The organism is Streptomyces sp. NPDC092370 (assembly GCF_044755265.1).
Classification (GTDB): Bacteria; Actinomycetota; Actinomycetes; order Streptomycetales; family Streptomycetaceae; genus Streptomyces.
Map to the genome: position 1 here is coordinate 38155 of NZ_JBIVQO010000008.1, position 25769 is coordinate 63923.

The 25769-nt window shown below is 68.1% G+C and carries 23 protein-coding genes and 2 pseudogenes; 10 read left to right on the forward strand and 15 right to left on the reverse strand.

Annotation, left to right across the window (positions count from 1 at the left end; genetic code table 11):
• Positions 1–179 precede the first annotated feature (179 nt).
• Positions 180–617, reverse strand: a complete 438-nt coding sequence (locus ACIQHQ_RS23645) for a hypothetical protein (protein WP_003974483.1) — start codon at positions 615–617, stop codon at positions 180–182.
• A 509-nt stretch (positions 618–1126) separates the two neighbouring features.
• Here ACIQHQ_RS23645 and hemL point away from each other — a divergent pair.
• Both hemL and ACIQHQ_RS23655 read left to right on the forward strand, forming a co-directional pair.
• Positions 1127–2443, forward strand: a complete 1317-nt coding sequence (hemL, locus tag ACIQHQ_RS23650; RefSeq protein ID WP_402614653.1) for a glutamate-1-semialdehyde 2,1-aminomutase — start codon at positions 1127–1129, stop codon at positions 2441–2443.
• A complete protein-coding gene (locus ACIQHQ_RS23655) occupies positions 2440–3138 on the forward strand; it encodes a histidine phosphatase family protein (RefSeq protein WP_402614656.1) in 699 nt (232 codons plus the stop codon). Before hemL ends, ACIQHQ_RS23655 begins: the two co-directional genes overlap by 4 nt.
• A gap of 136 nt (positions 3139–3274) precedes the next feature.
• On the opposite strand, the gene ACIQHQ_RS23660 is transcribed toward ACIQHQ_RS23655, so the two are convergent.
• The 11 genes from ACIQHQ_RS23660 to ACIQHQ_RS23710 form a co-directional block, all read right to left on the reverse strand.
• Positions 3275–3898: a LysE family translocator gene (locus ACIQHQ_RS23660; RefSeq protein WP_402614659.1), complete on the reverse strand. Its 624-nt coding sequence runs from the start codon at positions 3896–3898 to the stop codon at positions 3275–3277.
• A 243-nt stretch (positions 3899–4141) separates the two neighbouring features.
• Entirely contained in the window at positions 4142–5347 is a 1206-nt protein-coding gene (locus ACIQHQ_RS23665; protein ID WP_402614662.1) for a cytochrome P450, read from the reverse strand.
• 34 nt (positions 5348–5381) lie between these two features.
• Positions 5382–5921 (reverse strand): diaminobutyrate acetyltransferase, encoded by a 540-nt coding sequence (ectA, locus tag ACIQHQ_RS23670; protein ID WP_402614665.1) that lies wholly within the window; start codon positions 5919–5921, stop codon positions 5382–5384.
• An 85-nt stretch (positions 5922–6006) separates the two neighbouring features.
• Positions 6007–7269, reverse strand: a complete 1263-nt coding sequence (gene ectB / locus ACIQHQ_RS23675) for a diaminobutyrate--2-oxoglutarate transaminase (protein WP_402614668.1) — start codon at positions 7267–7269, stop codon at positions 6007–6009.
• Entirely contained in the window at positions 7266–7529 is a 264-nt protein-coding gene (locus tag ACIQHQ_RS23680) for an acyl carrier protein (RefSeq protein ID WP_402614671.1), read from the reverse strand. The genes ectB and ACIQHQ_RS23680 overlap by 4 nt, the downstream gene beginning before the upstream one ends.
• A 52-nt stretch (positions 7530–7581) precedes the next feature.
• Positions 7582–9132 (reverse strand): class I adenylate-forming enzyme family protein, encoded by a 1551-nt coding sequence (locus ACIQHQ_RS23685; RefSeq protein WP_402614673.1) that lies wholly within the window; start codon positions 9130–9132, stop codon positions 7582–7584.
• On the reverse strand, positions 9132–10061 hold the full coding sequence (locus ACIQHQ_RS23690; RefSeq protein WP_402614676.1) for a 4'-phosphopantetheinyl transferase superfamily protein: 930 nt from the start codon (positions 10059–10061) through the stop codon (positions 9132–9134). The genes ACIQHQ_RS23685 and ACIQHQ_RS23690 overlap by 1 nt, the downstream gene beginning before the upstream one ends.
• Positions 10058–11344 (reverse strand): type III PLP-dependent enzyme, encoded by a 1287-nt coding sequence (locus tag ACIQHQ_RS23695; protein WP_402614678.1) that lies wholly within the window; start codon positions 11342–11344, stop codon positions 10058–10060. The genes ACIQHQ_RS23690 and ACIQHQ_RS23695 overlap by 4 nt, the downstream gene beginning before the upstream one ends.
• A 511-nt stretch (positions 11345–11855) precedes the next feature.
• Positions 11856–12143 (reverse strand): hypothetical protein, encoded by a 288-nt coding sequence (locus ACIQHQ_RS23700; RefSeq protein WP_352098984.1) that lies wholly within the window; start codon positions 12141–12143, stop codon positions 11856–11858.
• A 65-nt stretch (positions 12144–12208) separates the two neighbouring features.
• Positions 12209–13186 (reverse strand): LuxR C-terminal-related transcriptional regulator, encoded by a 978-nt coding sequence (locus ACIQHQ_RS23705; RefSeq protein WP_402614680.1) that lies wholly within the window; start codon positions 13184–13186, stop codon positions 12209–12211.
• A 97-nt stretch (positions 13187–13283) separates the two neighbouring features.
• The gene (locus ACIQHQ_RS23710) at positions 13284–13859 is read right to left on the reverse strand and encodes a CGNR zinc finger domain-containing protein (protein ID WP_402614683.1); all 576 of its coding nucleotides are present in this window, start codon (positions 13857–13859) and stop codon (positions 13284–13286) included.
• Between the two features lie 316 nt (positions 13860–14175).
• Between ACIQHQ_RS23710 and ACIQHQ_RS23715 the strand changes: the two genes are divergently transcribed.
• From ACIQHQ_RS23715 to ccsB, 7 genes are all read left to right on the forward strand, one after another.
• Positions 14176–14364, forward strand: a complete 189-nt coding sequence (locus ACIQHQ_RS23715; RefSeq protein ID WP_402614686.1) for a ferredoxin — start codon at positions 14176–14178, stop codon at positions 14362–14364.
• Positions 14364–15644 (forward strand): NAD(P)/FAD-dependent oxidoreductase, encoded by a 1281-nt coding sequence (locus ACIQHQ_RS23720; protein ID WP_402615320.1) that lies wholly within the window; start codon positions 14364–14366, stop codon positions 15642–15644. Before ACIQHQ_RS23715 ends, ACIQHQ_RS23720 begins: the two co-directional genes overlap by 1 nt.
• Positions 15645–16075: 431 nt before the next feature.
• Positions 16076–17374 carry a polysaccharide deacetylase family protein gene (locus tag ACIQHQ_RS23725; RefSeq protein WP_402614689.1) on the forward strand — a complete coding sequence of 433 codons (1299 nt, stop codon included), beginning with the start codon at positions 16076–16078 and terminating at the stop codon, positions 17372–17374.
• Between the two features lie 66 nt (positions 17375–17440).
• Positions 17441–18091, forward strand: coding sequence for a TlpA family protein disulfide reductase (locus ACIQHQ_RS23730; protein WP_402614692.1), 651 nt, complete (start codon positions 17441–17443; stop codon positions 18089–18091).
• A gap of 13 nt (positions 18092–18104) precedes the next feature.
• On the forward strand, positions 18105–18878 hold the full coding sequence (locus tag ACIQHQ_RS23735; RefSeq protein WP_402614695.1) for a cytochrome c biogenesis CcdA family protein: 774 nt from the start codon (positions 18105–18107) through the stop codon (positions 18876–18878).
• 3 nt (positions 18879–18881) lie between these two features.
• Positions 18882–20624: a cytochrome c biogenesis protein ResB gene (locus ACIQHQ_RS23740; protein WP_402614698.1), complete on the forward strand. Its 1743-nt coding sequence runs from the start codon at positions 18882–18884 to the stop codon at positions 20622–20624.
• Complete coding sequence (ccsB, locus tag ACIQHQ_RS23745) at positions 20621–21700, forward strand: c-type cytochrome biogenesis protein CcsB (protein WP_402614701.1); 1080 nt, start codon at positions 20621–20623, stop codon at positions 21698–21700. The genes ACIQHQ_RS23740 and ccsB overlap by 4 nt, the downstream gene beginning before the upstream one ends.
• A 1735-nt stretch (positions 21701–23435) precedes the next feature.
• On the opposite strand, the gene ACIQHQ_RS23750 is transcribed toward ccsB, so the two are convergent.
• Both ACIQHQ_RS23750 and ACIQHQ_RS23755 read right to left on the reverse strand, forming a co-directional pair.
• Positions 23436–23885 carry a nucleoside deaminase gene (locus ACIQHQ_RS23750; RefSeq protein WP_402614704.1) on the reverse strand — a complete coding sequence of 150 codons (450 nt, stop codon included), beginning with the start codon at positions 23883–23885 and terminating at the stop codon, positions 23436–23438.
• 147 nt (positions 23886–24032) lie between these two features.
• Positions 24033–24335, reverse strand: a pseudogene (locus ACIQHQ_RS23755) (MerR family transcriptional regulator); the annotation flags it as partial.
• A gap of 373 nt (positions 24336–24708) precedes the next feature.
• On the opposite strand from ACIQHQ_RS23755, the gene ACIQHQ_RS23760 reads away from it, so the two are divergent.
• Positions 24709–25122 (forward strand): DUF6281 family protein, encoded by a 414-nt coding sequence (locus ACIQHQ_RS23760; RefSeq protein ID WP_402614707.1) that lies wholly within the window; start codon positions 24709–24711, stop codon positions 25120–25122.
• A 261-nt stretch (positions 25123–25383) separates the two neighbouring features.
• Here ACIQHQ_RS23760 and ACIQHQ_RS23765 read toward each other — a convergent pair.
• Positions 25384–25746: pseudogene (locus ACIQHQ_RS23765) on the reverse strand (hypothetical protein); the annotation flags it as partial.
• Between the last annotated feature and the right edge of the window lie 23 nt (positions 25747–25769).

The window sequence follows — 25769 nt, forward strand, 5'->3', positions numbered from 1 at the left end:
GACACCGCAGTTGGACGGCGGGTCCTCGACGCCGTCAACCGCGACGCCCGCTTGAGGGCTGCCGGGCGATGAGTCGAGGCGGCGGCGCGGTGCACGGGGTGCTCGCGCGGGCGCAAAGGTGTTGCGGCACACGACGAAGGCGGGGTCCGAAAACCCCGCCGAACACGAAGAACGTCAGCTCAGGGCCAGACCAGGCAGTACGGCTGGTGCCCCGCCTCGTGCAGCCGGTGGCTGAAGTCCTGCCACTCGTGCAGCAGTTGGTACACGTTGAACGCGTCGCGGGGGCCGCCCCGGTCCGGGACCGTCGACCAGATGAAGGCAGCCGCTCCGACCGCCTCCTCGCCGATGCCACGCAGGGGGTCGACGACCGTCATGGGCAGCTTGACCACTGCGTAGTCGGGGTGCAGGACGACCAGTTCCAGGGGCGGGACCTTGTGCAGGGGGACGCCCTCGATGCCCGTGAGGACCATCGCCGCCATGGTCTCCGGCTTGATCTTCGTGAACATGCCGTTCATACCGAGCTCGTCGCCGCCGAGCTCCTCGGGACGCATCGAGATCGGGACGCGGGCCGCGGTCGCCCCGTCGGGCGCGCCGAAGTACTTGTACGTCACCCCCACCCGACCACCATTCCCGCTGCTCCCGGCCCGAAGATCGTCCATCCGGCGTTCAGTACGTCCGGCGGCACGCTCCGGTTCACTCGGTGAACCCTGTGTCTGACGCGGCTCCTGAGCGTCCTCCGCCTCGCGCCGGTGCCTTCCCCGCCGGGCACGTCGAGGACCGAGGTCGTCAGTCCCCTCGCCCAGTCCGCCACCGCGATGCATATCTCCACCCGACTGCTTTTCTAGGACGCGTCGCCCCCGCCGCGCAACCCGATCATCGTGTCAGTGACCTCCCCCACGGCCGCCCGCCGAAACGTGCGCCGAAACATCTGACCGCGGGAGCTTGGCGGCCTCCGGCCACCCCTGGCCGCTTGAGCTGTGTGTATCAGGTACCAGTCTCGCAGACGACGGGCACCGGGGGGCCGGTTGTCCCACGCCCCGTCCCCCCACCCCCCTGGCCTACCCTGAACAAGTCACTGGCACCCGGAGCCCGACTACGTCGGAGAAGGTCGGAGAAGTCGCAGGTCATGAGCGAACTGGCATATCCGTATGAAGCACCGGCCTCGCAGGCTCTGTTCGACCGCGCGGAGGCCGTCACGCCCGGCGGCGTGAACTCACCGGTGCGGGCCTTCCGAGCCGTCGGCGGCACACCGCGGTTCATGGTGTCCGGCAGCGGCCCCTATCTGACCGACGCGGACGGACGGGAGTACGTCGACCTCGTCTGCTCCTGGGGGCCCATGATCCTCGGGCACGCGCACCCCGAGGTCATCGCCGCCGTGCAGGAGGCCGTCGCCCGCGGCACGTCCTTCGGGACGCCCGGTGAGGGCGAGGTCGCGCTCGCCGAGGAGATGGTCTCCCGCGTCGCGCCGCTGGAGCAGGTGCGGCTCGTGTCCAGCGGGACCGAGGCGACCATGTCCGCGATCCGGCTCGCGCGCGGGTTCACGCAGCGCACCAAGGTGATCAAGTTCGCCGGGTGTTACCACGGGCACGTCGACTCGCTGCTCGCCGCGGCCGGCAGCGGCGTCGCGACCTTCGCGCTGCCCGACACCCCGGGCGTCACCGGCGCCCAGGCCGGCGACACCATCGTCCTGCCGTACAACGACCTCGACGCCGTCCGCGAGGCCTTCCGGGCTCACCCGGGCGAGATCGCCTGCGTGATCACCGAGGCCTCCCCGGGCAACATGGGCGTCGTACCGCCCGCCGACGGCTTCAACCAGGGCCTGAAGGACATCTGCTCCGGCAACGGCGCCCTCTACATCTCCGACGAGGTCATGACCGGCTTCCGGACCAGCCGCGCCGGGTGGTTCGGGGTCGACGGCGTGGTCCCCGACCTGATGACCTTCGGCAAGGTCATGGGCGGCGGCTTCCCCGCGGCGGCCTTCGGTGGACGCGCGGACGTCATGGCCCACCTCGCCCCGGCCGGACCCGTCTACCAGGCCGGCACCCTCTCCGGTAACCCCGTCGCCACCGCGGCCGGACTCGCCCAGCTGCGGCTCCTCGACGACGCGGCGTACGCCAAGGTCGACGCCGTGTCACAGGAGATCCAGGGGCTCGTCACCGACGCCCTGACCAAGGAGGGCGTGGCGCACCGGCTGCAGAGCGCCTCCAACATGTTCTCCGTGTTCTTCACCGACCGGCCCGTGCGCGACTACGAGGACGCCAAGGCGCAGGAGTCCTTCCGCTTCACCGCGTTCTTCCACTCGCTGCTCGCGAACGGTGTCTACCTGCCGCCGTCCTCCTTCGAGTCCTGGTTCGTGTCCACCGCGCACGACGAACGGGCCGTGCAGCGGATCGCCGACGCCCTCCCGGCGGCGGCCCGTGCGGCGGCGGAGGCGACGGCATGAGCGACGGGAAGAACAACAGCGCCGAGGACATCACCGTCGTCCACCTCATGCGGCACGGCGAGGTCGCCAACCCGGACGGCATCCTCTACGGCCGTCTGCCCGGATACCACCTCTCCGACCTGGGCCGCCGCATGGCCGACCGGGTTGCCGAGCACCTGTCCGGCCGCGATGTGACGCATGTCGTCGCCTCGCCGCTGGAGCGTGCGCAGGAGACGGCCGAGCCGATCGCCAAGGCGCACGGGCTGGACCTCGCCACCGACGAGCGGCTGATCGAGGCCGACAACATCTTCCAGGGCAAGACGTTCGGGGTCGGGGACGGGGCGCTGCGCAACCCCGGCAACTGGAAGCACCTGGTGAACCCGTTCCGGCCGTCCTGGGGCGAGCCGTACGTCGACCAGGTCGTCCGCATGATGAGCGCGCTGGGCGCGGCGAAGGACAAGGCCCGCGGGCACGAGGCGGTCGTGGTCAGCCACCAGCTGCCCATCTGGATCGTCCGGTCGTACGTGGAGCGCCGCCGCCTGTGGCACGACCCGCGCAAGCGCCAGTGCACGCTGGCCTCGCTGACGACGTTCACGTACCGGGGCGACCGCATCGTCTCCGTCGGTTACAGCGAACCGGCGCGCGATCTGGTCCCGGCCCACCTCCTCGCCGGTGCGAAGCCGGTGAAGGGCCAGAACAAGGCCTTCGGCGCGTAGCGCGTGGCCCGCGGGTCGGCTGCCGGAGCGGCCGGCCCGCGGGTAAGCCACGGCCGACGGCCGTCTGCTCGGCTCCGCGGATACCGCGATGGCGTTTCTTGGCCTCAGGACACGATCCGATGCCATGCAGTGACGATCAAGCCAGCAGGATCTCGCCGAAGATTGTCCCGGCCAACACGACATAAACCGCGCACGCAATGTAGTTCAGCACGGTCGTTGCTTTGGTCGAGTCGACAAGACGCGCGTGAAAGAATCCCGCCAGAACTCCGATGCATCCGTACAGGATCACTTCCATCAGAACGTTGATCGCGCCCAGGATCGCCATCTGCAATGCCGGGTTGTCCGCGCCTCCGATGAATTGCGGGAGCACCGCGAGGAAAAAGAGAATGATCTTCGGATTCGTGATGCTGACGAAGACGCCTCGCAGATACCAGCGTCCGGCCGTGATATCACTGCGCCCACTGATCGCGCGACGTGCGTGACGCATCGTCACGTATGCCAGCCATAGGAGATACGCGGCACCCAGAATCCTGAGCGTGTCCAGTACTAATGGGTACGATCGCGCGACTTCTCCCAAGCCGGCGACGACGGCGGCGGCGTAGACACTCATGCCGGTTCCGATGCCGAGAATGGCTTTCACCGCGGCCCGGCGACCGCCTTCGAGGCCCACTGCGAGCATATAGGCCATATCGGGCCCGGGGGGACCGAGGAAGAGCAGGATCACTGCCACATAGCCCGGCAGCACCGTCAGGTCCACCATGGTCAGCGACCTCCAGCCCTGGCGTCGCGTGCGCGCACTCCGCAGTGCCGGGGGCCATCACTCCACGCCGGGCTGCCGTCGGCGGGGCCCGAGCACCCGATGCCTGCCTTGGAGGATGTCATGAGACCTCCCAGTCGAGGTGGAACCATCTGAGGTGGTTCCAGCATACACGCGAAGCTCCTGATGGGAATGGGCCGTCTTGCCTGTGGACCCGTCCACCAGGAGCTTCGCCGTTCGCAGAATTCAGGAACGCGGAGTGAATGTGATCGGCAGTTTCCTCGCACCCGTGTTTCCGGAGTCGGGCAGCCACTCGGCGCCTTCCCCCACCCGTAGATCGGTCATCCGCGTCGCCATTGCCGAGAGGGCCACATTCATGTCCGCCCGTGCGACGAAATGCCCCAGGCAGTGATGCAGGCCGCCACCGAACGCGAAATGAGGCGAGCGGTCGGCGTCGAGGTCGATACGGTCCGGATTGTCGAACTCGGCGGGATCGGTGCCCGATGAAAGGGTGAACAGGTGGACCGTCGTGCCCTTCTCGATCCTGCGATCCTTGTATTGGAACGTTTCCGCCGCCTCGCGCGTGGTCCAACGGTTGATCGGATTGACCCGGAGCACTTCTTCGACAGCCTTGGCAGAGTAGCGGTCCGGGTCCGCGGCCAGCTTCTCCCACTGGTCCGGCTGCCTCGAGAAGGATTCGACAGCCAGCGCCAGCTGGTTACGGGTCGTGTCGATCCCCGCGAATATGAGCAGGATGATGAGGTTGATCAGCTCCTGATCCGAGAGCCTGCCGTCATCCTCGTCCCGCGTTTCCACCAGGGTGCTGAGGATGTCGTTCCGAGGTGACTCCCTCCTGCTCTTCACCAAGGACTCCGCATATCGCGTGAGTTCGACGACGGCCTCGTCGATCTGTGCGATGTTCTCCTGGATGGTGACGCCGATACCGAGCCCGATCGTGGACGCCAGCCGATTGATCTTCTTCCAGTCGCCCTCGTCGATGCCCAGCATCATGCACAGGATCCTGGTCGAATACGGCGCGGCGAAGCGACTGGCGAACTCTGTCTGCCCGTCTTCGATCCACTCGTCGATCAGGCTGTCCGCCAGGGATCGGAACCGGGGACGTAACGGCTCTATCCGGCGCGGAGAGAACGCGGGGTTCACCAGGCGTCGGATCCTGTTGTGCTCGTCGCCCTCCAACACCAGCAGGGTCTTCTTCCACCAGCTGTCGAAGTGCCCCTCGAACACGCCGTGATGAGCCGGCCACTTGGCCGACCCCTGCGTCAGACGGGGGTTCTTCAGCAGGAAGCTGTTGTCCTCGTACGAGAGGACGGCAATGCCCCAGTCGGTTTCTGCGTACCAGTGTGCAGCTCGCGCCTTCCGCACCTCTTCCGAGTCCATGCGAAAGTGCGCGTCATTGATGTCGAGGTGCAGAGGTGTGGGTTGCTGCGCCATGGGAAACGACTCCTGATCGTCGAATGCCGCCGAATCAGCCAGCGGTCAACGGGCCGATGCGGTAGAGGACCTCGTCGTGGTGGCCGTCGGGGAAGAGGTTGCTGGGGAACAGCACCTGTGTCTCGATGTGAGCCGAGTGCTTCTTGGCGAACTGCTTCAGCACCATGAGGATCGCCTTGTTCTCGGCGGAGACCGTGGCCTCGACGTACCGGGCGCCCTGGGCCACCTGCTGGTCGGCCGCGGCCTGGAAGAGCTTCACCCCGAGGAAGGGGATGCCGTGGCGCGGGTTGACGGCGGTTTGCCAGACGAAGTAGGTCTCGGGATCGTCGGGGCGGCGGTAGCCGGTGAGGAAGCCGACGATCTCGTCGTCCACGGTCGCGATCAGCGAACCGTCAGCGAAATCCCGGAACCACAGCGTGTAGTAGTAGACGCTGTTGGAGTCCAGGCCGGGAGTGTTCTCGACCAGGTTCCACACGGCTGGGCCGTCCTCGGGCACCGGTGGCCGGAAGACCGCCCGCTTGTTCGCGGCAGTGCTCTGGTCTGCGCCGGCTGCGGAGGTGGCGTTGATCGTCATGGTCAGACCGCCTCGATCTCTGTCAGCAGCGGGTGGGCCGTCATGGCGGGGTGAATCCTTTCTCCAGCGGGGGCACCGGGCGTTGTCATGCCGTTTCGTAGACGGCGCGCTGCAGGATGCGCAGCCCGTGGTCGAGTTCGTCGCCGGTGATGGTCAGCGGGGGCAGCAACTTGACGACCTGGCCATGTGCTCCGGAGGTCTCCATGAGCAGGCCGAGTTCGAAGGCTCGGCGTGTGGCGCGGCCGGCGTGCCGGGGGTCGGAGAGCTCCAGGCCCCACACCATCCCGCGGCCGCGGTAGGCGGATCCGCTGTGGTACGCGGCGATGTCGCGCAGGGCGGCTTCGATGGTCCGGGCGTTTGCCAGGGTCTGCTGCTTCAGCTTGTCGTCGGCCCAGTAGGTGTTGAGGGCGGCGGCCGCGGTGACGAAGGCCGGGTTGTTGCCGCGGAACGTGCCGTTGTGTTCGCCCGGCTCCCAGACGTCCAGCTCCGGTCGGAACAGGCAGAGGGACATGGGCAGTCCGTACCCGCTGATGGACTTGGAGAGGGTGACGATGTCCGGGGTGATGCCGGCCTCCTCGAAGGAGAAGAACCCCCCGGTGCGGCCGCAGCCCATCTGGATGTCGTCGACGATCAGCAGCATGTCGTGCTGCTGACAGAGCTGGGCGAGGCCGCGCAGCCACTGCGGGCGGGCGACGTTGATGCCACCCTCGCCCTGGATCGTCTCCACGATCACCGCGGCCGGCTTGTCCAGCCCCGACCCGTGGTCCCGGAGCAACTGCTCGAACCACAGGAAGTCGGGTGTCTTCCCGCCCATGTAGTGGTCGAAGGGCATGGGAGCGCTGTGCACGAGCGGTACACCGGCGCCGGCCCGTTTGAAGGCGTTTCCGGTCACTGCCAGGGCGCCCAGTGACATGCCGTGGAAGGCGTTGGTGAAGGAGACGACCGTCTCGCGCCCCTTGACCTTGCGCGCCAGCTTGAGGGCGGCCTCGACGGCGTTGGTGCCGGTCGGGCCCGGGAACATGACCTTGTAGGGCAGGTCCCGCGGGCGCAGGATCATGTTCTGGAAGAACTCGAGGAACGCGCGCTTGGCTGTGGTCGACATGTCCAGGCCGTTGGTGACGCCGTCGCGCTCCAGATAGTCGAGCAGGGCGCGTTTCAGCACCGGGTTGTTGTGGCCGTAGTTGAAGGATCCGGCGCCGGCGAAGAAGTCCAGGTACTCGTGCCCGTCCTCGTCGTACATCCGGCTGCCCTGCGCCCGGTCGAACACGGTGGGCCAGCTGCGGCAGTAGCTGCGTACCTCTGACTCCAGGGTCGTGAAGACGCTCAGGTCGGGCTGGATGAGCGTCATGCCGAAACCTGCTCGAGCCGCGTTCGGAGGACGAAGTCGGTGAAGGTGTCCACCGAGACGAAGTCGTCCGCGTCCAGGTCCTCCGGGTCGACGACCAGGCCGAGGGAGTCCTCCAGGGCCATCAGCATCTCGAGCATGGTGGTCGAGTCGAGGTGCAGATCGTCGAAGAGCTTCACGTCGCCGGTGAGGCCGGTGACGGGGCGCTCGAGGACGTCGGTGAGGGCGTTCTCGAGGGCGGTGACGACATTCTGGCGATCCATGGTCATGTCCTTCGGTGGTGTGAGGAGTTGCTGCGGTCGGGTGGGAAGAGGATCAATGGGCGAGGCCGGCCTGCGGGACCTCGCCGGTGACCGGGGCGGCGGAGCCCTGTTCGATCAGAGTGGCCAGCTTCTTGCGGTCGACCTTGCCGTTGCCGTTGGTGGGCAGGGCGTCGAGGCGGACGCAGCGCCGCGGGATCTTGAAGGGCTCGATGTGGTCGCGCATGCCCTCGCGCACCTCGTCCGCGGTGATGTCGGCGACCACCGCGAGGAGCGCGCCCCGCTTGCCCTCGGGCGGCAGCACGGCGGCCGAGGTCACCCCGTCGACGCGGGTCGCGGCGGCTTCCACCTCGGTGGCGCTGAGACGGAATCCCCGCTCCTTGTACAGGTCGTCCCGGCGGCCGGAGAAGTAGAGGTAGCCCTCCTTGTCCAGCCAGCCGTAGTCGCCGGTGTGCAGCTCGGGGAAGAGTCCCTCCGCACGGGGGAAACGCTCGGCGGTCAGTTCGGGGCGTTTCCAGTAGCCCGCCATGACGTTCGGGCCGCGCACGACGAACTGGCCTGTCTGTCCGGGAGGCAGCCGGTTCCCGTCGTCGTCGATGACGAAGACCTCGGTGCCCGGCAGCGGCAGTCCGCAGGATCCCGGATGGTCGAGGTCTCCGTCCGGCGGCATGATCGCCGTGCGCTTGCACTCCGTGAGGCCGTACATCACCTGGATCCTCAGCTGGGGCAGTGCGGCACGCAGCGCGGACATGGTGGTGTCGGACAGGGCCGCTCCGGTGTTGGTCAGCAGCCGCAGGCGGCTCGGTCCTCCGCTGCTGCGGCGTAGCAGCCAGGCGAGCCGATCGGCGATGGAGGGCACGGCGGGCAGCACGGTCGCCCCGGCTTCCTCCAGGCTGCGCAGCAGCGGGGGACCGACCTCGGCGACCGTGCCCAGGTGCAGCCGGGCACCGCTCAGTGCCGCGAGGTAGACCTGGTAGAGGCCGTAGTCGAAGGAGAGCGGCAGGGGGCAGTACACGACGTCGTCGCTGCGATACCGCAGGCACTCCTGGATCGCGGAGACCGCGAAGAGCACCTGCTGGTGGGTGCTGACCACGGCCTTGGGCAGCGAGGTGGTACCCGAGGTGTAGATCAGGCTGACCGGGTCCACGGGCAAGGCGCTCTGTCCACTGGGGGTGAGCGACACGTCGGTGCCCGCGTCGAGCGCGGTCCGGACGAGCTCGTCGAGCTCGAGGAAGCGCACATCGTGCCCGGCGGCGGTCCGCCCCGCATCGGGATCGTCGGAGACCAGCAGCTTGGGTTCGCAGTCCCGCAGCACATGTTCCAAAGGCCCGCCGCGTACCTGTTCGTGCAGCACGCTGAAGACGGCGCCCAGGCGGGAGGCCGCGTAGAGCAGCACGGCGATGCCGATCCCGTCGGCCGCGGTGACGACGATCCGGTCGCCGCGCCGCAGTCCTTCGCGTTGCAGGAGTGCGGCCATCCTGGTGCTGGCGTCGGCGAGGTCTCCGTAGGTCAGGCTGCGGCTCTGCGAACTCAACGCGGCAGATCGAGGGCTGCGCTCAGCGGCCGCCTCCAGCAGTTCATGCAGCAGCTGCGCTGTACGGGCCATCAGCTCTCCTCGGCAACGGGGTCGGGGTCGGTCGCCGTGTCCGTCCTGCGGTAGGGGACGACGGTGGTGGCGGTGGCGGAGCAGACGAGCTGGGGGGTGTCGAGTACAGCGGCGGCGCTCTCTGCCGTTCCCGGGCGGGCGCTGAGGACCTTGTGCGCCTCGAGTTCGACCACCCGGCGCAGCCTGGTCTGTCGCACCAGTCGCCCGCGTGCCTCGATGTAGTCGCCCGGCTTCACGGGCGCGGCGAAGCGGACATCGCTGTACTGGGCCAGCAGCCCCTCGTCGCCGTCCGTGCGGATGGTGATCTCGGTGACCAGATCGCCGAACAGTCGCAGGATGCGGGCGCCGTCCACCAGGTCACCCCCGTAATGGGCTTCCTCCTGGCCGACTCGTACGCGGAGGAAGGCCGTGGTCGGCGGGGTTGGTTCATCGCGGGCACTGCGCTGGGCGGGGGCTGTCGTGCTGGTGCTGGGCGGCGACACGGCGTCAGGCTCCTTCAGCTCTGTGGATGCTGTGCGTCCGTTTGCGGCTGCCGCACCGCCGGCGTCGGGGATGCCGATGGCGACCGCGGCCACTACGGACTGTTTGTGGGTGATGGACACGGAGACGGAGGGCGGGGCCAATCGGGCGGCTCTCCCGCGGAAGCGGACGACGGGGGCGCCATGCGGTGTGTGCTCCACGCATATCTCCCGCGGCGCCACGCCCTGGAGGAAGCCGATGCCCAAGACCTTGAGGATGGCCTCCTTGGCGGCGAAACGGCCCGCGAGGAACTCCAGGCGCCGACGGTCGCCGAGGGTCTCGGCATGGACCAGTTCCTCCGGGGCGAAACTGAAGCGCAGGAACCAGGGCCGCTCGACCAGGCGGCGGAGTTCCGAGCAGTCCAGGACATCCAGCCCGACCCGGGCGGCCCGGCTTGCCACGGCGGTCATCCGGACGCGGTGCGGAAGTCGACGAGGTGCTGCTTGGCCAGCAGATCCTCCGTGGTGTCGCGTTCCCGGATCAGATGGGCCCGCCCGCGGTGCACCATCACCTCGGCCGGGAAACCGTGACTGAGGAAGAGTCCGGGTGAGGCGGTGGGTCCGTAGGCCCCGGACCGCTCCACTGCCAGCAGGTCCCCCGGCCGCACCTCCGGCAGCTGGACCTTCTTGGCGATGACGTCGTTGGGTGTGCACAGCGGCCCGGTCACGCTGTAGGGCCGCAGCGCCCCGGCGGCCCGGTTCCCCACGTGGCGGATCGGGAAGTTGCGCTTGACGAAGCTTCCGACACCGACGGCGGCCATGTGGTGGTTGGTGCCGCCATCGGCGACCACGAAGCTCTCCCCCATGGAGTTCTTCACGTAGCGGGCCCGGATGAGGTAAGTGCCGGCCATGGCTGTCAGGAACCGGCCCAGCTCCATGATCATCCGGCAGTGCGGGTTGCGCGCGGAGAAGGAGGAGAGGACGTCCGCCAGTCCGGTTCCCAGCGCGGCGAGGTCCAGGTCCTCCTCGTTGTCGAAGTAGGCGACGCCGAGCCCGCCGCCGAAGTCCACGGTCTCCAGGGGGAAGCCGAGTCGTCCTGCCAGGTCCTCCGCGGTGGCGAGGATCTGCCGGGTGTTGTGGACGACGTCCTCGTGGTTCAGGAAGCGCGTCCCCATGTAGGCGTGCACCCCCTTCACCCGGATGTGCCGCAGGGCTGCGAGTCGGTCCTTGGACTCACGCAGTTCGGCTTCATCGATGCCGAACTGCCGGGGCTTGCCCCCCATGGCCAGTCCTGACCCCTTGCTGCCAAAGGCAGGGTTTACTCGCAAAAGCACCGGGAACTCGTCACGGCCAGCGGTTGCCAGCAGCGAGTCCAACTGGTCGAGTTCGTCCAGTGATTCGCAGACAATCGCGTGGATGCCGGCTTCGATGCACGCGGTGAGTTCTCGTTCGTCCTTGCCGGGACCGAGGAAGATGATGTCCTGGGGTGCGACCCCGGCTCGCAGAGTGGTGACCAGTTCTGCATAGGAGGAAACCTCGGCGCCGGCCCCGAACGAGTTCAGCAGTGCGCAGACACTGACGTTCGGGTTGGCTTTGAGCGAGTAGAACACATCGACACGGTCGGGGAGCACACCGCGCAGCTTGCGATACGTGTCTTCCAGGATGTCCGCGTCGTAGATGAACAGCGGGGTGCCGAACTCGTCGGCGAGTGCCGCCATCGTATTGCCCTGGATGTGGCCATTCGAGGTGGTCATGCAATCACTGCCATCCGCCGTCATCGAGCCGGCGGCTTACGGCCTGCTCCCTCGCGAGTGAGCTGCCTGAGGTGGATGTCCGCTCTTTCATCGCTCGCCTCTCTCACTGGTCCGTTCTCCAGCAATCACGATTCTGCGAGCCGTCGCGCGGCAAAGGAAGAACTAGCGGTTGGACTAAATCGGTCCTGACCTATTCAGGCCCTGGACGAACGGGGTGTCCGTCCAATGGGGCGCAGGCGCCGCGATATTCCCCGTGCATCATGAATCAAACTTATGGAAAGGTCCACATTCGCGTGGTGGCCAACCGGCGCAGCGGTACCGTCGAGCGTTCGTGACGGCAGCAGGAAAAAGGCCATCAGGGCATCCACACGGAAGGCGCGGCGGCAGCGGGCCTCGCGCCTGGCTGCCCGTGAGGCATGACTGTGAGGAGATCGCTCAGCAGCAGGGCGGCGGCGTCATCCTGCTCGCCGGCGGGGACACCCTGATACGGATCGGATCAGGCTGAGAGATCTCAATCCGTCTCGTAGCGCATGAGCGGCGCTTCAGCGCGTCGTAGGCACCATTCGGCCAGCTGGGGGCAGGCGGTGGCCGCGCGCACCCAGATCTGCTCCGCGGTCGACTCGGCCTCGTTCAAAGACGCGACGCGCAGGAAGAGACCGATGACGGGGTGAGGTCGTGACTGGAGATGCACGCTGACGTGTTCGAGGACGTCCGGTGCGGTGGCTTCCAGCATCTGCCTGATCTCGGCAGGCAGGGGGGCGTCACCCGGAGGGGAGACAGCGAGATGGACAAGATACATGAGGCAATTGTCCTCTTCGGATCGTCAACCCTTCCACACGTGTCGACCGACGAGCACACGGGCCGTCATGGCCGGATGAGCCCCCTCGCGACCGCGTGAACACCGGCCTGGAAGCGGCTTCGTGCGCCGAGGTGGTCCATGAGTTTCGTGGCGATGCGGCGTGCCGTGCGAGCCGACACACCCAACCGGGCCGCGACGGATTCGTCGGTGTGCCCTTGGGACAACAGCCGCAGGACCTCCGTCTGCTGTGGATTCAGCCTCTGCGTATCCGCGGGTAAGGCGGTCGCGGCCATCGGCCGGGCGGACTGCCAGACACAATCGAACAGGGCGTACAGAGAGGAGACCACTCCTGGTGTCTGCAGAACCACCGCCCCGGCAGCGGTGTCATCACAGTCGGCGGCGACGACGGCGATCCTCCGGTCGCAGATGATCATGCGGTTGGGTAAGCAGGGGACGGTCCGTATCCGCCCGCCGAGCGTTGCCAGCCACTCCGCGTGCGCCACCGTGGCGGGGTCGTTGCGGGCGCTGTCCAGATAGACGGTGCGCATCCGCACGCCGCGCTCGAGCAGGTTCTCGGCGAGGGGCCGCGAACTGCGCACATTGGCCGCCGTCTGGGCTCCGCCCGGAGCGAAGGTCAACAGCTCCTCCTCGACCCTGTCGTACAGAGTCGCCAGGTAGTCGCGGACGCAGTCGACCCCGTTCAGGCGAAGTAACTCTTCCCTGCCCCGGGTGAACTCCGATTTGAGGCGTACAGCGGCAGCCTGAGCCTCTTGTACACGTTTCTGTTGCGCGGCGAGCTCGGCTCGCTGCCTCGCCAGCAGAATGTCCGCGGCCAGGTGTGGCTCAACTGCGTGGAAGTTCCGGGGGTCTTCGGAGGAACTCCGTATCAACGCCAGTTCGCTGAGGGTGTCGAGTGCTGTCAATACAGCGTGCTCGGTCATCTGGAGACGGCGCATCAGATCGGCCACACCGTCCTGCGGGTGCGCCAGCATCTCGCGGTAGACCACTTCGGCCGTGGCGTCCATTCCCAGAACATCGAACATGTGACTCCCCCTTGTGAACAGCGTGCGGTAGCGAGACCACGAAGCGCGGAAGTCTCGCTACCACGAAATCACGATGACCGGCGATCGGACGGCACGGTCAGTCGGAAAGGCTTGACTGCTTGCGCTTGTTGGCGAGGAAGCGTGCCTTTTTTTCACGATTCCCGCACGTGTTCATGTCGCACCATCTGCGGGTGTGGCCGCGACTGGTGTCGAAGAAGGCGGCTCGGCACGTCGGCGATGCGCACAACGAAATTTTTCCTTCTCGTTCTCCCGCCAGGAGGCTGATCGCATCGGCGGCGATCACGCTGAGCGCGTCTTCTGCGGAAGCAGAAGCCAGCCGCCATTCCCGCTTGCCCTCGGGCGTCAAAATCGCCGAGGCCAGACCGTCGATACTGCAGTCATTGATGACTTGGACAGCCGACGAGGGAGGCGGGTCCTGGTTCGCGACGGCGGTGGCGGCTGCGTGAATCGATTCCCGTAGCTCCCGGGCGTGGTCGAGCTGGGAATGGCTGCAGGCGTCGACGGCGAGTCCATGGACTTCCAGCCAGTCCGCCAGCCGGGATGGCACGGGGATGCGCTCCAGCGTCTCGCCGTAACGCTCCGACAGGGTCCCCGTGAAGCTGGTCGCGAGCACCTTGCCCAGACGGAACTCAGGGAAATAAACCACCGCCATGGAACCACCTTAGCCGGTTGACTCCTGCAGGGCAAGCATACGCGAACCACCGTATATGGTTCTGCGCAACCCGGGGCTCCGTATGCTCTCCACCCCCCAAGGTCGACTTCGGGTGCCCGGCCGACGGTTGGAGAAACACAGCGCAGCGCGCCGGCTTCGCCGACCCGGCCCCTGGCCGGCCCGCCACCGGCCTGAACAGGTCAGGACCGCTTCAGGCCACCCGTCACTGCTTCCCTTCGCCGCGCGGAGGCTCGTAGGGTCATGATCGCCGGAGCATGGGCCGGCGAAAGGGACGAGCGATGGAAGATCAGGGACCATGAAGATTTTCGTCGACAGGGTCAAGTGCCAGAACCATGGACAGTGCGCGATCTCGGCCCCGACCAACTTCGAACTCGACGCCGATGGGGAGCTTCAATATCAGGAAGTGTTCGATGAGGAGAACGTCAGTGACATCGAGGACGCTGTCGACTCCTGCCCTCTGCAAGCGATCTTTCTGAAATCGTGATGCCGTCGGCGGTTGATGGGCGGCCGCGTATCGGCATAGTCGGCTCCGGTATAGCCGGACTGCGGGCGGCCAAGGCGATACTCACATGCAAGGCGGACGCCAGGATCGTCATTTTCGGGGACGAGGCTCACCGAACCTACAATCGGCCGGGTCTGACGAAGAAGCGGTATCCCTTGTCGGATGCCCTTGACATGACGATCGCCGAGGATGTGAAGGTGAATGGGGCCGAGAATGACGCGCTGACCTGGCGCCTCGGTACCAGGGTCGAGGCCGCGGACCTGCGTGACAGGATTCTGCATCTGAGCACAGGTGAGACATTCGAGTACGACGGCCTGGTGATCGCCGCAGGTGTACGCCCGCGTGCCTCGTTCCGGGGCGACGGGGAGTGCGAGCTTCACACGCATCGGACCCTGCGTGGTCTGGGCGATGCGCGCTACATCCACCATCGGCTCCAGACGAGCGACAAGGTCACCTTGGTAGGCGCCGGCTTCGTCGCCTGCGAGCTGGCTTCGCTGGCCAGAGAGTACGGCTGTGAAGTCCTCATGCTGGAAGCGCTGCGACGCGGGCCGTTCGAGAGCGTCCTGGGTGAGCGTGTCGCGATGGCGCTTGGTCGCTGGCTCGTTCAGCACGGCATCAGGTTCTTGACGGGCGATTCCGCGAGAGAACTGCTCTGTGACGTTGCACCGTCGAATCCGGAGCCCGCTTCCGGACCACCCGACCGATCTCTTTTCATCGAGGCGATCGGAAGTGTTCCCAATGTGGAATGGTTGCATGGGAATGGTCTGGATTTGTCCGACGGGGTGCGCGTCGATGAATACATGCGTGTGTCACCGTGGTCGAATGTTTTCGCGGCCGGGGACATAGCTCGTTACCCTGACCCGTGGACGGTCGGCAACCTTACGCGCATGGAATTCTGGAAGAATGCGATCGACACCGGTGATCTTGCGGGCAGGTCTTTGGCGTCGGCCTTGGGGTACGGTTCGGCGACCTCCCGGATCGGATACTTCCCCAGCATGTCCACGGAAGTACTCGGCCTGCGTATCCAGATTGCCGGCAACCCGAAGATCTCGGATTCGATGGAGACCGTCTGCGGAGATCTGGATCAACTGGACCAGGGGGTGCTCGTCGCGTACCTCCGGGAAGGCGCCATGGTCGGGGCTGCCTACATGGACAAAGGCGCTCGGTTCAACAGTTCCTATATACGACTCTTGAAGTCGTTGAGAGAGCGCCCTGAACGGGCAGCGTCTCCGGCCCCAGTGACGACGTCGCGGAGCCGGTGACCACTCGCCGCCCCTCCATACTCGCCCGTAGCGGCCTTCAAGCCCGGTCACGTGATTCCCCAGCCCCGGACGCCGACGGCGGCTACCTGACCGACGGCTTGGCGTGCTTGTCGGTGGGGTTCCCGGGGCGCTTGTCCGGACGGTAGCCGGGGCCGTTCATGATGGCCTGGTGGCTGGACGCCGTCGCGGACGCGCGCCCCGGTGGCCGGGAGGCGGCGGGAAGCGCATGCTCGCGGGCTCGTCGCCGGAGTGGTGGACGGGGGTGGGTGCGCCCGCGCGGGGCGCTCGGTAGGCGTGAAGGCACCTTCGGTTCGGCCCCTTCTGATCGCTTACGACTGCTTCATTACGGAATCTGCGCATTCCGGCGGAACCTCTTCGTTCGTCACGTCCTCTCACTGGGTGACCAGCACGACGTACGAATCGGGGATGCCATGCGCGCTCTCTCCCGCAGGGGAATGCTCGGAATCGGCGCGGGAGCCGCCGCCGCTGTCTCGCTCGCCGGCTGCGGCGGTCTCACGGGCTCGGACGATTCCGGCCGCGCCGACGGTTCCGGCGGCGACTCCGCCCAGGGCGGATCGAAGCCGAAGCCCAAGCCCGCCGCCCGTCCCATCGGCGACGGCTCCACCGCCCACACCGGCAAGCAGCCCCACCAGCCCGCGAAGCCCGAGCCGCTGGAGCCGGGCCAGACCCCGCCGCAGTTCGTCGTGTTCTCCTGGGACGGCGCCGGCGAGGTCGGCAACGGCCTCTTCCCGCGTTTCCTGGACCTCGCCAAGGAGCACGGCGCGAGCATGACCTTCTTCCTGTCCGGGCTGTACCTGCTGCCCGAGTCGAAGAAGCGTCTCTACGACCCGCCGAACAACCCGCGCGGCGCCTCCGACATCGGCTACCTCACCGACGCGCACATCAAGGACACGCTGAAGAACGTCCGCCGGGCCTGGCTGGAAGGCCACGAGATCGGCACCCACTTCAACGGGCACTTCTGCGGCGAGTCCCACGGCTCGGTCAAGAACTGGACGCCCCAGCAGTGGCGCAGCGAGATCGACCAGGCGAAATCCTTCGTGAAGGAGTGGCGCACCAACACCGGCTGGACCGACCTGCCGTCGCTGCCGTTCGACTACGACAAGGAGCTCGTCGGCGGCCGTACGCCCTGTCTGCTCGGCCGGGACAACCTGCTGCCCACCGCCCGCGAGCTCGGCTGGCGCTACGACGCCTCCTCGCCGGGCGGCCTCCAGGTCTGGCCGGGCAAGCGTCAGGGCATATGGGACCTGCCCCTACAGCAGATACCTTTCCCCGGGCGCGGCTTCGAGGTCCTGTCGATGGACTACAACATGCTGGCCAACCAGTCCCTCAACTCCACGAAGGCCCCGGCCCACAACTATCCGGGCTGGCGGAAGCAGTCGGCGCAGGCGTACATCCAGGGCTTCAAGCGGGCATACGAGACAAATCGGGCACCCTTCTTCATCGGCAACCACTTCGAGCAGTGGAACGGCGGCCTCTACATGGACGCCGTCGAAGAGGCCTTCAAGCACATCGCACGGGAGAAGGAGAAGGGTGCTGATGTGCGTCTCGTCTCCTTCCGGCAGTTCACCGACTGGCTGGACGTGCAGAAGCCCGAGGTGCTCGACAAGCTCCGCACGCTCGGCGTCGGACAGCAGCCGGCCGGTGGCTGGCGGGAGTTCACCGGCCGGACCGCCACACCGAGCTCAGGCGCCTCGAAGGACGCTGCCTGAAATGCGGTTTTCCACCCGCAAGGGGGGTGGGCGAGAACCCCGGAACGGGCATGCGAAACTTTTCACATGAGTGCCGCCAGCCGTGCCCCCCTGCGCTCCGACCGCTCGCCGCGTGCCACCGGGCGCACCTGTCGTGCCCGCCGTGACGCCGCCCTGATCGCCGGGCTCGCCGCGACCGCGCTGCTCGTCTCCGCGTGCGGCTCCGGCGGGACCTCCGGCGGGGGCGGCAACACCAACTTCGTCACCGGCACCGACGGCGTCGCCACGGTCGCCGAGGGCAAGCGCACCCCGGCCCCCGACCTGTCCGGCAAGACCGTCGCCGGCAAGACCCTCGACGTCGCCGACTACAAGGGCAAGGTCGTCGTCCTCAACGTATGGGGGTCCTGGTGCAACCCCTGCCGCGCCGAGGCCAAGAACTTCGCGAAGGTCTCCAAGGAGTACGCCGGCAAGGGCGTGCAGTTCGTCGGCATCAACACCCGGGACACCAACCTGAAGTCCGCCGCCGCCTTCGAGGAGGACTTCGGGATTGCTTACCCGAGCCTGTACGACCCGACCGGCAAGCTCATGCTCCGCTTCGAGAAGGGCACGCTCAACCCGCAGACGGTCCCCTCCACGCTCGTGCTCGACCGGGACGGCAAGATCGCGGCCCGCTCGCTGTCCGCGCTCAGCGAGGAACGGCTGCTGAAGATGCTCAAGCCGGTCGTCGCCGAGAAGTGAGCGGAGTAGTGACGTGAGCGCAGTCACCACGCTCGCCGCGGTCGCGGACCCCAACGGCACGGTACTCAACGGTGCCCTGCTGGTGGCCCTCCCGATCGCGCTGCTGGGCGGACTCGTCTCCTTCTTCTCGCCCTGCGTGCTGCCCTTGGTCCCCGGCTACCTCTCCTACGTCACCGGGGTCAGCGGCACCGACCTGGCCGAGGCCCGGCGCGGCCGGATGGTCGCCGGCGCCTCCCTGTTCGTGCTGGGTTTCACGGCCGTGTTCGTCTCCGGTGGGGCCCTCTTCGGATACTTCGGCCAGACACTCCAGGAGGAGCGGGGCGTCCTGTCCAAGGTGCTGGGCGTCTTCATGATCCTCATGGGCGTCTTCTTCATGGGCCTGATGCCCGGGCTCACCCAGCGCGAGTTCCGTTTCCACAAGAAGCCGGCAGCCGGTCTCGCCGGCGCCCCGGTGCTCGGTGCGCTGTTCGGCATCGGCTGGACGCCCTGCATCGGCCCGACACTGTCCGCCGTGCAGACACTCGCCCTGGACCAGGGCAGCGCCGGACGCGGAGCCGTCCTGACCATCGCGTACTGTCTGGGCCTGGGCGTGCCCTTCGTGCTCGCCGCGGTCGCCTTCCGCAAGGCCCTGGGAGCCTTCGGCTGGATCAAGCGCCACTACGTCTGGGTGATGCGGGTCGGCGGCACCATGATGATCGTGACCGGTCTGCTGCTGCTGACCGGCGCGTGGGACCGCATCGTGCAGGAGATGCAGGTCTGGTCCGACGGCTTCACTGTGGGGATCTGATCGATGAGCAAGACCACCGCCTCCGACCCGGCCCCGTCCGCCGCCGAGGACCGGGAGCTGGGCGACGCCGGCTCCCAGCTGTCCACCGCCCCCAAGGAGGACGCGCCCCACCTCCCCGCCCTGGGCGTCATCGGCTGGGTCCGCTGGTTCTGGCGGCAGCTGACCTCCATGCGGGTCGCCCTGCTGCTGCTCCTGCTGCTCTCCCTCGGCGCGATCCCCGGCTCGCTCATCCCGCAGTCCGGCCAGGACGAGACGAAGGTCGCCGACTTCCGCAAGGCCCACCCGACCCTCTCGGACGTCTACGACAAGCTCGGCATGTTCCACGTCTACGGCTCGGTGTGGTTCTCCGCGATCTACATCCTGCTGTTCGTCTCCCTCATCGGCTGCATCGTGCCCCGCACCTGGCAGTTCGTGGGCCAGTTGCGCGGCCTGCCGCCCGGCGCGCCCCGGCGGCTGAACCGGCTGCCCGCCCACACCACCTGGCGCACCACGGCCGAACCCGAGCAGGTCCACCGGGCCGCGCTGGCCCTGCTGAGGAAGCGCCGCTTCCGCGCCCACCTCACCGGTGACGCCGTCGCCGCGGAGAAGGGCTACCTGCGCGAGACGGGCAACCTCGTCTTCCACATCGCCCTCATCGTGATGCTGATCGCCTTCGCCTGGGGCCAGCTGTACAAGTCCGAGGGCAACAAGCTCGTCGTCGAGGGCGACGGGTTCTCCAACACCCTCACCCAGTACGACGACTTCAAGTCCGGCAACCTCTTCACGTCCGACGACCTGGTGCCGTTCAGCTTCAACCTGAAGCAGTTCACCGGCGCCTACGAGCGCACCGGCCCCAACAAGGGCACCCCCCGCGTCTTCAAGGCCGACCTCACCTACAGCGCGGGCGCCTACGGCAAGGACGAGAACGACACCATCGAGGTGAACCACCCGCTGGAGATCGGCGACTCCAAGGTCTACCTCGTCAGCCACGGCTACGCGCCCGTCATCACCGTCCGCGACGCCAAGGGCAAGGTCGTCTTCGACGACGCCGTACCGCTGCTGCCGCTGGACGCCAACGTCACCTCCTCCGGTGTCGTCAAGGTCCTCGACGGCTACCGCGACCAGCAGGGCAAGAAGGAGCAGCTCGGCTTCAACGCGTTCTTCGTGCCGACCTTCGGCGGCTCCGCCAGCGGCACGATGCTGTCGCAGTTCCCCGCGCTGGACAATCCGCTGCTCGCGCTGTCCGCCTACCACGGCGACCTGGGGGCCGACTCGGGCATCCCGCAGAGCGTGTACCAGATGGACCGCACCAACATGAAGGAGTTCAAGGACTCCCAGGGCAAGCTGTTCAAGAAGCTGCTGAAGCCCGGCGAGACCATGACCCTCCCGAACGGCGCCGGTTCGGTCACCTTCGGCAAGGACATCAAGGAGTGGGCCGGCTTCCAGATCGCCCAGCAGCCCGGCAGCGGCTGGGCCCTCGCCGGTGCCCTCGCCGCGATCGGCGGCCTCGCCGCCTCCCTGTTCATCCAGCGCCGCCGCGTCTGGGTGCGCGCGGTCAAGGGCGCCGACGGCGTCACCGTCGTCGAGATGGCCGGCCTCGGCCGCAGCGAGTCCGCCAAGGTCCCCGAGGAGCTCGGCGACCTCGCCGGAGTCCTGTACGACCAGGCACCGGGCGCGCCCGGCCCGGACGACCCCGCAGATTCCCCCGACACCGCTCAGGAGCCGGGTACCGCAACCCCCGTACCTGCCGAAGGGGCTGAGAAGTGACTCTCGCCGCCGCCACCAACGAAAACCTCGCGAGCATCAGCAATGTGCTGATCTACTCCGCGATGGCCGTCTACACCCTGGCCTTCTTCGCGTACATCGCCGAATGGCTCTTCGGCAGCCGCAGCAAGGTCGCCCGGACCGCGGCCGCGCTCACCACCGAGGCGGACGCCAAGCAGGCACCGGCCGTCACCGTGAACCAGGCCGGTGGCACCGCCGTGCTGGAGCGGCCGAAGGTCACCGTGCGGACCGCGGCCGGCCGGCGCGACGTGCCGGACGGCCCCGGGGCGCACGGCGGGGACGAGCAGGGCGACCTGTACGGCCGGATCGCCATCTCCCTCACGGTGCTCGCCTTCCTGATCGAGTTCGGCGGTGTCCTGACCCGCGCCCTGTCGGTGGAGCGGGCGCCGTGGGGCAACATGTACGAGTTCAACATCACGTTCTCCACGGTCGCGGTCGGCGTGTACCTCGGGCTGCTGGCCCTGAAGAAGAACGTGCGCTGGCTCGGCCTGTTCCTGATCACCTCGGTCCTGCTCGACCTGGGTCTGGCGGTCACGGTCCTCTACACCGCCAGCGACCAGCTGGTCCCGGCCCTGCACTCGTACTGGCTGTACATCCACGTCTCGACGGCGATCTTCTGCGGCGCGGTCTTCTACGTGGGCGCGGTCGCCACGATCCTGTACCTCTTCAAGGACTCCTACGAGAGCAAGCTGGCGAGCGGTGGTACGCCCGGCACCTTCGCGACCTCCGTCCTGGAGCGGCTGCCCTCCTCCGCCTCCCTCGACAAGTTCTCCTACCGCGTCAACGCGGCCGTCTTCCCGCTGTGGACGTTCACGATCATCGCGGGCGCCATCTGGGCCGGTGACGCCTGGGGCCGCTACTGGGGCTGGGACCCGAAGGAGACCTGGTCCTTCATCACCTGGGTCGCCTATGCCTGCTACCTGCACGCCCGCGCGACCGCCGGCTGGAAGGGCCGCAAGGCCGCCTACCTGGCCCTGATCGCTTTCGGCTGCTGGCTGTTCAACTACTACGGCGTGAACATCTTCGTTTCGGGCAAGCACTCCTACGCCGGTGTGTAGCACTGCGGGTGCGAGGGCAGGGCAGGGAGGGCTCGTCCGCCGCCCGGACCGCTACGGCGTTCCTTTCCGGGCCGGGGACCAGCCGGGCTCCGCGTCGGTACGGGTGACGTGGGCGTGTGCGGTCCGGCCGGCCGGCGTTGGCATGGGCAACGACGCGGCCGTGGACAGCCTGGTTCCGGCATCCGACACGCTGTCGGAGCGATTGCTGTTTGCGTTTTCCGAATGACTGTTGTCGGTGTTGCCCGAGCGACTGCGCCGTCTTTGGCGCGGAATGCGGTCTCGCCGTCGGCGGATCGAATTCCCGCACTACGTGATGGCGGGAAGGCAGTGTGATCTGCTGCGTCAGCCGGTGCTGCAAGCAGCACCGGCTGACGGGATCCATTTCTCCACCAGGGTGCCCATCGCGGTATGTCGTTGTGATCACCCAGGCTTTCCCGGGAAAGCTGCAGGTGGTCGACTGCCGCACCCCCCGGCGAGAAGGACGGCCCACCGGTTGGATCCGTCTCCGATAATCCCCTTGCGCCGTGGCGACAACAATGCGCATCAGAGCACCTCACACGGATGGCCCAGCGCATTATGTGCGCCCCTGCCACCCGGAAACGTGACGCTTTCGCGCGTGAAGGGCTCGCCGCGAGCCCGACGCGAATCCCAAAATCGCCGCTAGATCAGCGGGGTTGAAGTGCCGGTGGGTCATCGTCCTCCACGTGCTCCGAACGCGCGATGGAGGGCTCCCGGCACCGGCAGATGCAATGAGAGGCAGGGACCTTCGTGGGGGCCCATATGCCTTGGGCCAAGAGGTGATCGGGGGTTGGCCGGTCCAGGAAGCCGGTGTTACGACGACGACCGGCCTGCGCCAGTCACGGTTACTCCGTTCGGGTGGTTGGGGTTGGTGGGTCTTGTCACCCCGTCGGGTGTGTGGGTCACTGAGAGTGTGAACCGGCGGGCTGCCCATCCCCGTGCCGGGGGAACGCTTGAGAGGGGCAGCCGTGTGCCGGTTTTCTCTTTGCCCACAGGAGAAGCCGGGAGGCTGCAGCGTGCTTGGCCGTGGCCACGGCGGAGCAGCGTCTCTGTTCGTTCTCCCTGGCCTGGTGGCGTTGACCGTGTGATGGTCTTGTCCCTGTGACGCTGCCGCCGGCGGCTGGTCGGCCCGTTGCGCCGGTTCCTCGCATGTCCCCACCGAGAGCGAGGAGTACAGCCGCGCCTTCACCTACGTCGCCGGACCCGGCATCTGACCCACCCCCAGCCTCCGCCGCAGGGGGCGATGATCTCCCGTCCGGGCGGAAGTCCCCCCTCCGCCCGGACGGGTCGCCGGCCATATGACGACCCGGCTCCGCATGGGATCAAGCCGCGAGTCGCCTTGTCGGAAGGAGTACAGCCATGGCTGCCGCTGTGGTCTCTTCGGTCAGTCCCAACCCGGGGCCCTCCGGTGGCACCACCGTCACCACCACCGCACCGGCAACGGCCTGCCCTGCACGCTGACCGGCGCCCCGGTCATCTGACCCCGGCAAGCACGAGGCGCCTGCGACGGGCTCCTGCTGTCCGGCGGCCATGGGCGCCTGGCAAGCCGGCCGCCGCCAGTATCAGCCCTGCCGCGCGACGCTGGTGATCACCTCCCGCAGCCGGGTCGCGTACAGGGACGGGTTCTTGTGCGCGATGTCGGTGTCCGGACAGCGGCATGCGCACCACAGGCAGCCCACAGGGCGAGCACTCCGGAGGGCGGTCGGGGACATCCCTCTCAGCCGCCGATGTCCTCGCTCCACAGGTCCGGATGCTCGATGACGAAGGCGCGCATCAGCTCGACGCTCTCGGGGTCGTCCAGCAGGACGATCTCCACGCCGTGGCGAGCCAGCCAGTCCTGCCCGCCCCGGAAGGTGGTCGCCTCGCCGATCACCACCCGGGAGATGCCGAACTGCCGGACCAGTCCGCAGCAGTACCAGCACGGCGACAAGGTGGTCACCATCGTCGTGCCCCGGTACGACCGCTGCCGTCCCGCCGCTCGGAAGGCCGCCGTCTCCGCGTGCATCGCGGGGTCGTCGTCCTGGACGCGGCGGTTGTGGCCGCGGCCGAGGAGAATCCCGCCGGGGCCGTACAGCGCGGCGCCGATGGGGATGCCGCCCTCGGCGAGGCCGGTGCGGGCCTCCTCCAGGGCGGTGGTGAGCCACGCGCGGGCCTGTGCCTGGTCCATGGCCTCATCCATGACCTGTCCGAGCCGCTCCGTAACCCGGCCCGGTCATCGCCGCACGTGCGGCGGACGAGGTTGCCGGGTGCCTCTCGGCCGTCGCCGACCGGATCACCGGCGGCACCGAGCCGTCCGCCGGCCGCGCCGGCCTCATCACCCGGCCGACGGCCCCGGCCCATCCGCTGTCGATCCTGTCGCCGTCCCGGCGGCGGTGAACCGGTCGAGGTGGGCGTGCAGGGCGCCCGCCCCCTCGATCATGATCCTGGTGCGGGCCGTCAGCGCCTGACCGCGGGCCGCGACGGCCGCCCGCAGCGCCGCACCGCCGCCCTCCCGCCGCAGCCTCTCCAGCACCGGTCTGATCTGAGCGAACGGACAGTGGCTGCGGCGCGGGGTGGGCACGAGCCGGGCGTCGCGCACATCGGCCGGCTCGTGGACCCGGTACCCCGTGCAGCGCTGGGCCGGCCCGCCACCACTTCCTCCGGCGGCGGGGCACAGCGCCTGAACTCGCCAGGGAACCGGGACGGCGGACGACCGGACACGCCCTGTACCTGCTCGACGAACCGACGACCGGCCTGCACCGCGCGGACACCGCCCGCCTTCTCGACGTCCTCCCATGCCTGGTCGACGCGGGGCACTCGGTCGTCACCGTCGAGCACAACCTCGACGTCGTGCACGCCTCCCCCTGGCTGACCGACTCCGGTCCCAGGGGCGGGCGGCCGGGGGACGGCTGATCTCCCAGGGAGCGCCCGGGACGAACCGATCGGCGTCCGCCCACGTCTTCGTTGCGTATCCACCGAGCAGGAGCGCACGCTCCCGAAGGAGGCCCACCATGAAGGCGACACCCCCACGCGCCGGTCAAGGCCCAGCACGAGCGCTGCTCGCGGCGGTTCTGCTCCCGCTGTCCGTGGGCTGCACGGTGGTGTCCACGGACGGCGGCGGGCGCGCCGAGGCGTCCTGCGCGTACGTCGTCGAGTACGGCGACCGCAGATACCTGGGCCGCGCGGAGACGGACGTCCCCGTGGGGGAGCCGCTCGGCAGCGCCACCCGCCCGGGGTGCGACGACACCCCCGGCGACGGTGACGAAGGAGAGGGGCCGGCCCTGATGACGGCGTTCGCCGTGCGGGGGGTGGACCCGGCCGTCGCCGTCGCGGTGGCCGAGGACCCCGGCGAGTACCGTCTCGTCGTCGCCGAGTCCGTCAAGGAACTCCCGCCGGAGCTGCGGAAGATCACCGGCCGCTCCTGACGGGCACCGGCCGGGGCGTCAGCCCTGCCGCTCCAGCACGGCGTAGTCGGCGAAACAGCGGCGGTAGCGCAGGTGCCGGGTCTCCTGGGTGTGCCTGCGCTGCCACTCCTCGACCTCGGCCGGCGCCGAGCGGACCCCGGAGCCGGCCCCGCAGTCCGCCTCCTCGCCCGAGACGCAGCGTGCCTCGTACTCGGGCAGGGCGGACGGGTCCTGGACGATCGTGTACGGCACGTACCGGAAGAGCCTGCGGCCGGTCGACTCCCCACCGTGTTCCTGACGTTGGTGCTGGCGCAGCAGCACGTTCGCGTCCGTCACCGCACTGCCGTCGTACGCCGCCCGTGCCCGGTCACGCCGGAGCGCCAGCTCCTCACAGGCCGCGCATCCCCGCACCGGCAGCGGAGGCCGGATGGGGTCCGACGAAAGCCCCTCCCTGGAACGGTCGTTGGCCGCGCGCACCCCCGCCCTGAGCCGTTCCTCCGGGGTCGCCTCGCGGATCCGCGCCGGGTCGGCCTGCCATTCCCGGCCGCCGCCGACCGGGCGCAGCATCACATACGGGCCGGTCCTGTCCTGGTACTCGCCGACCCTGTCCGTCCGAGGGTCGTAGACGAGCGTTCCCGGTTCCATTTCGCGCACCTCCGTCACTCTGG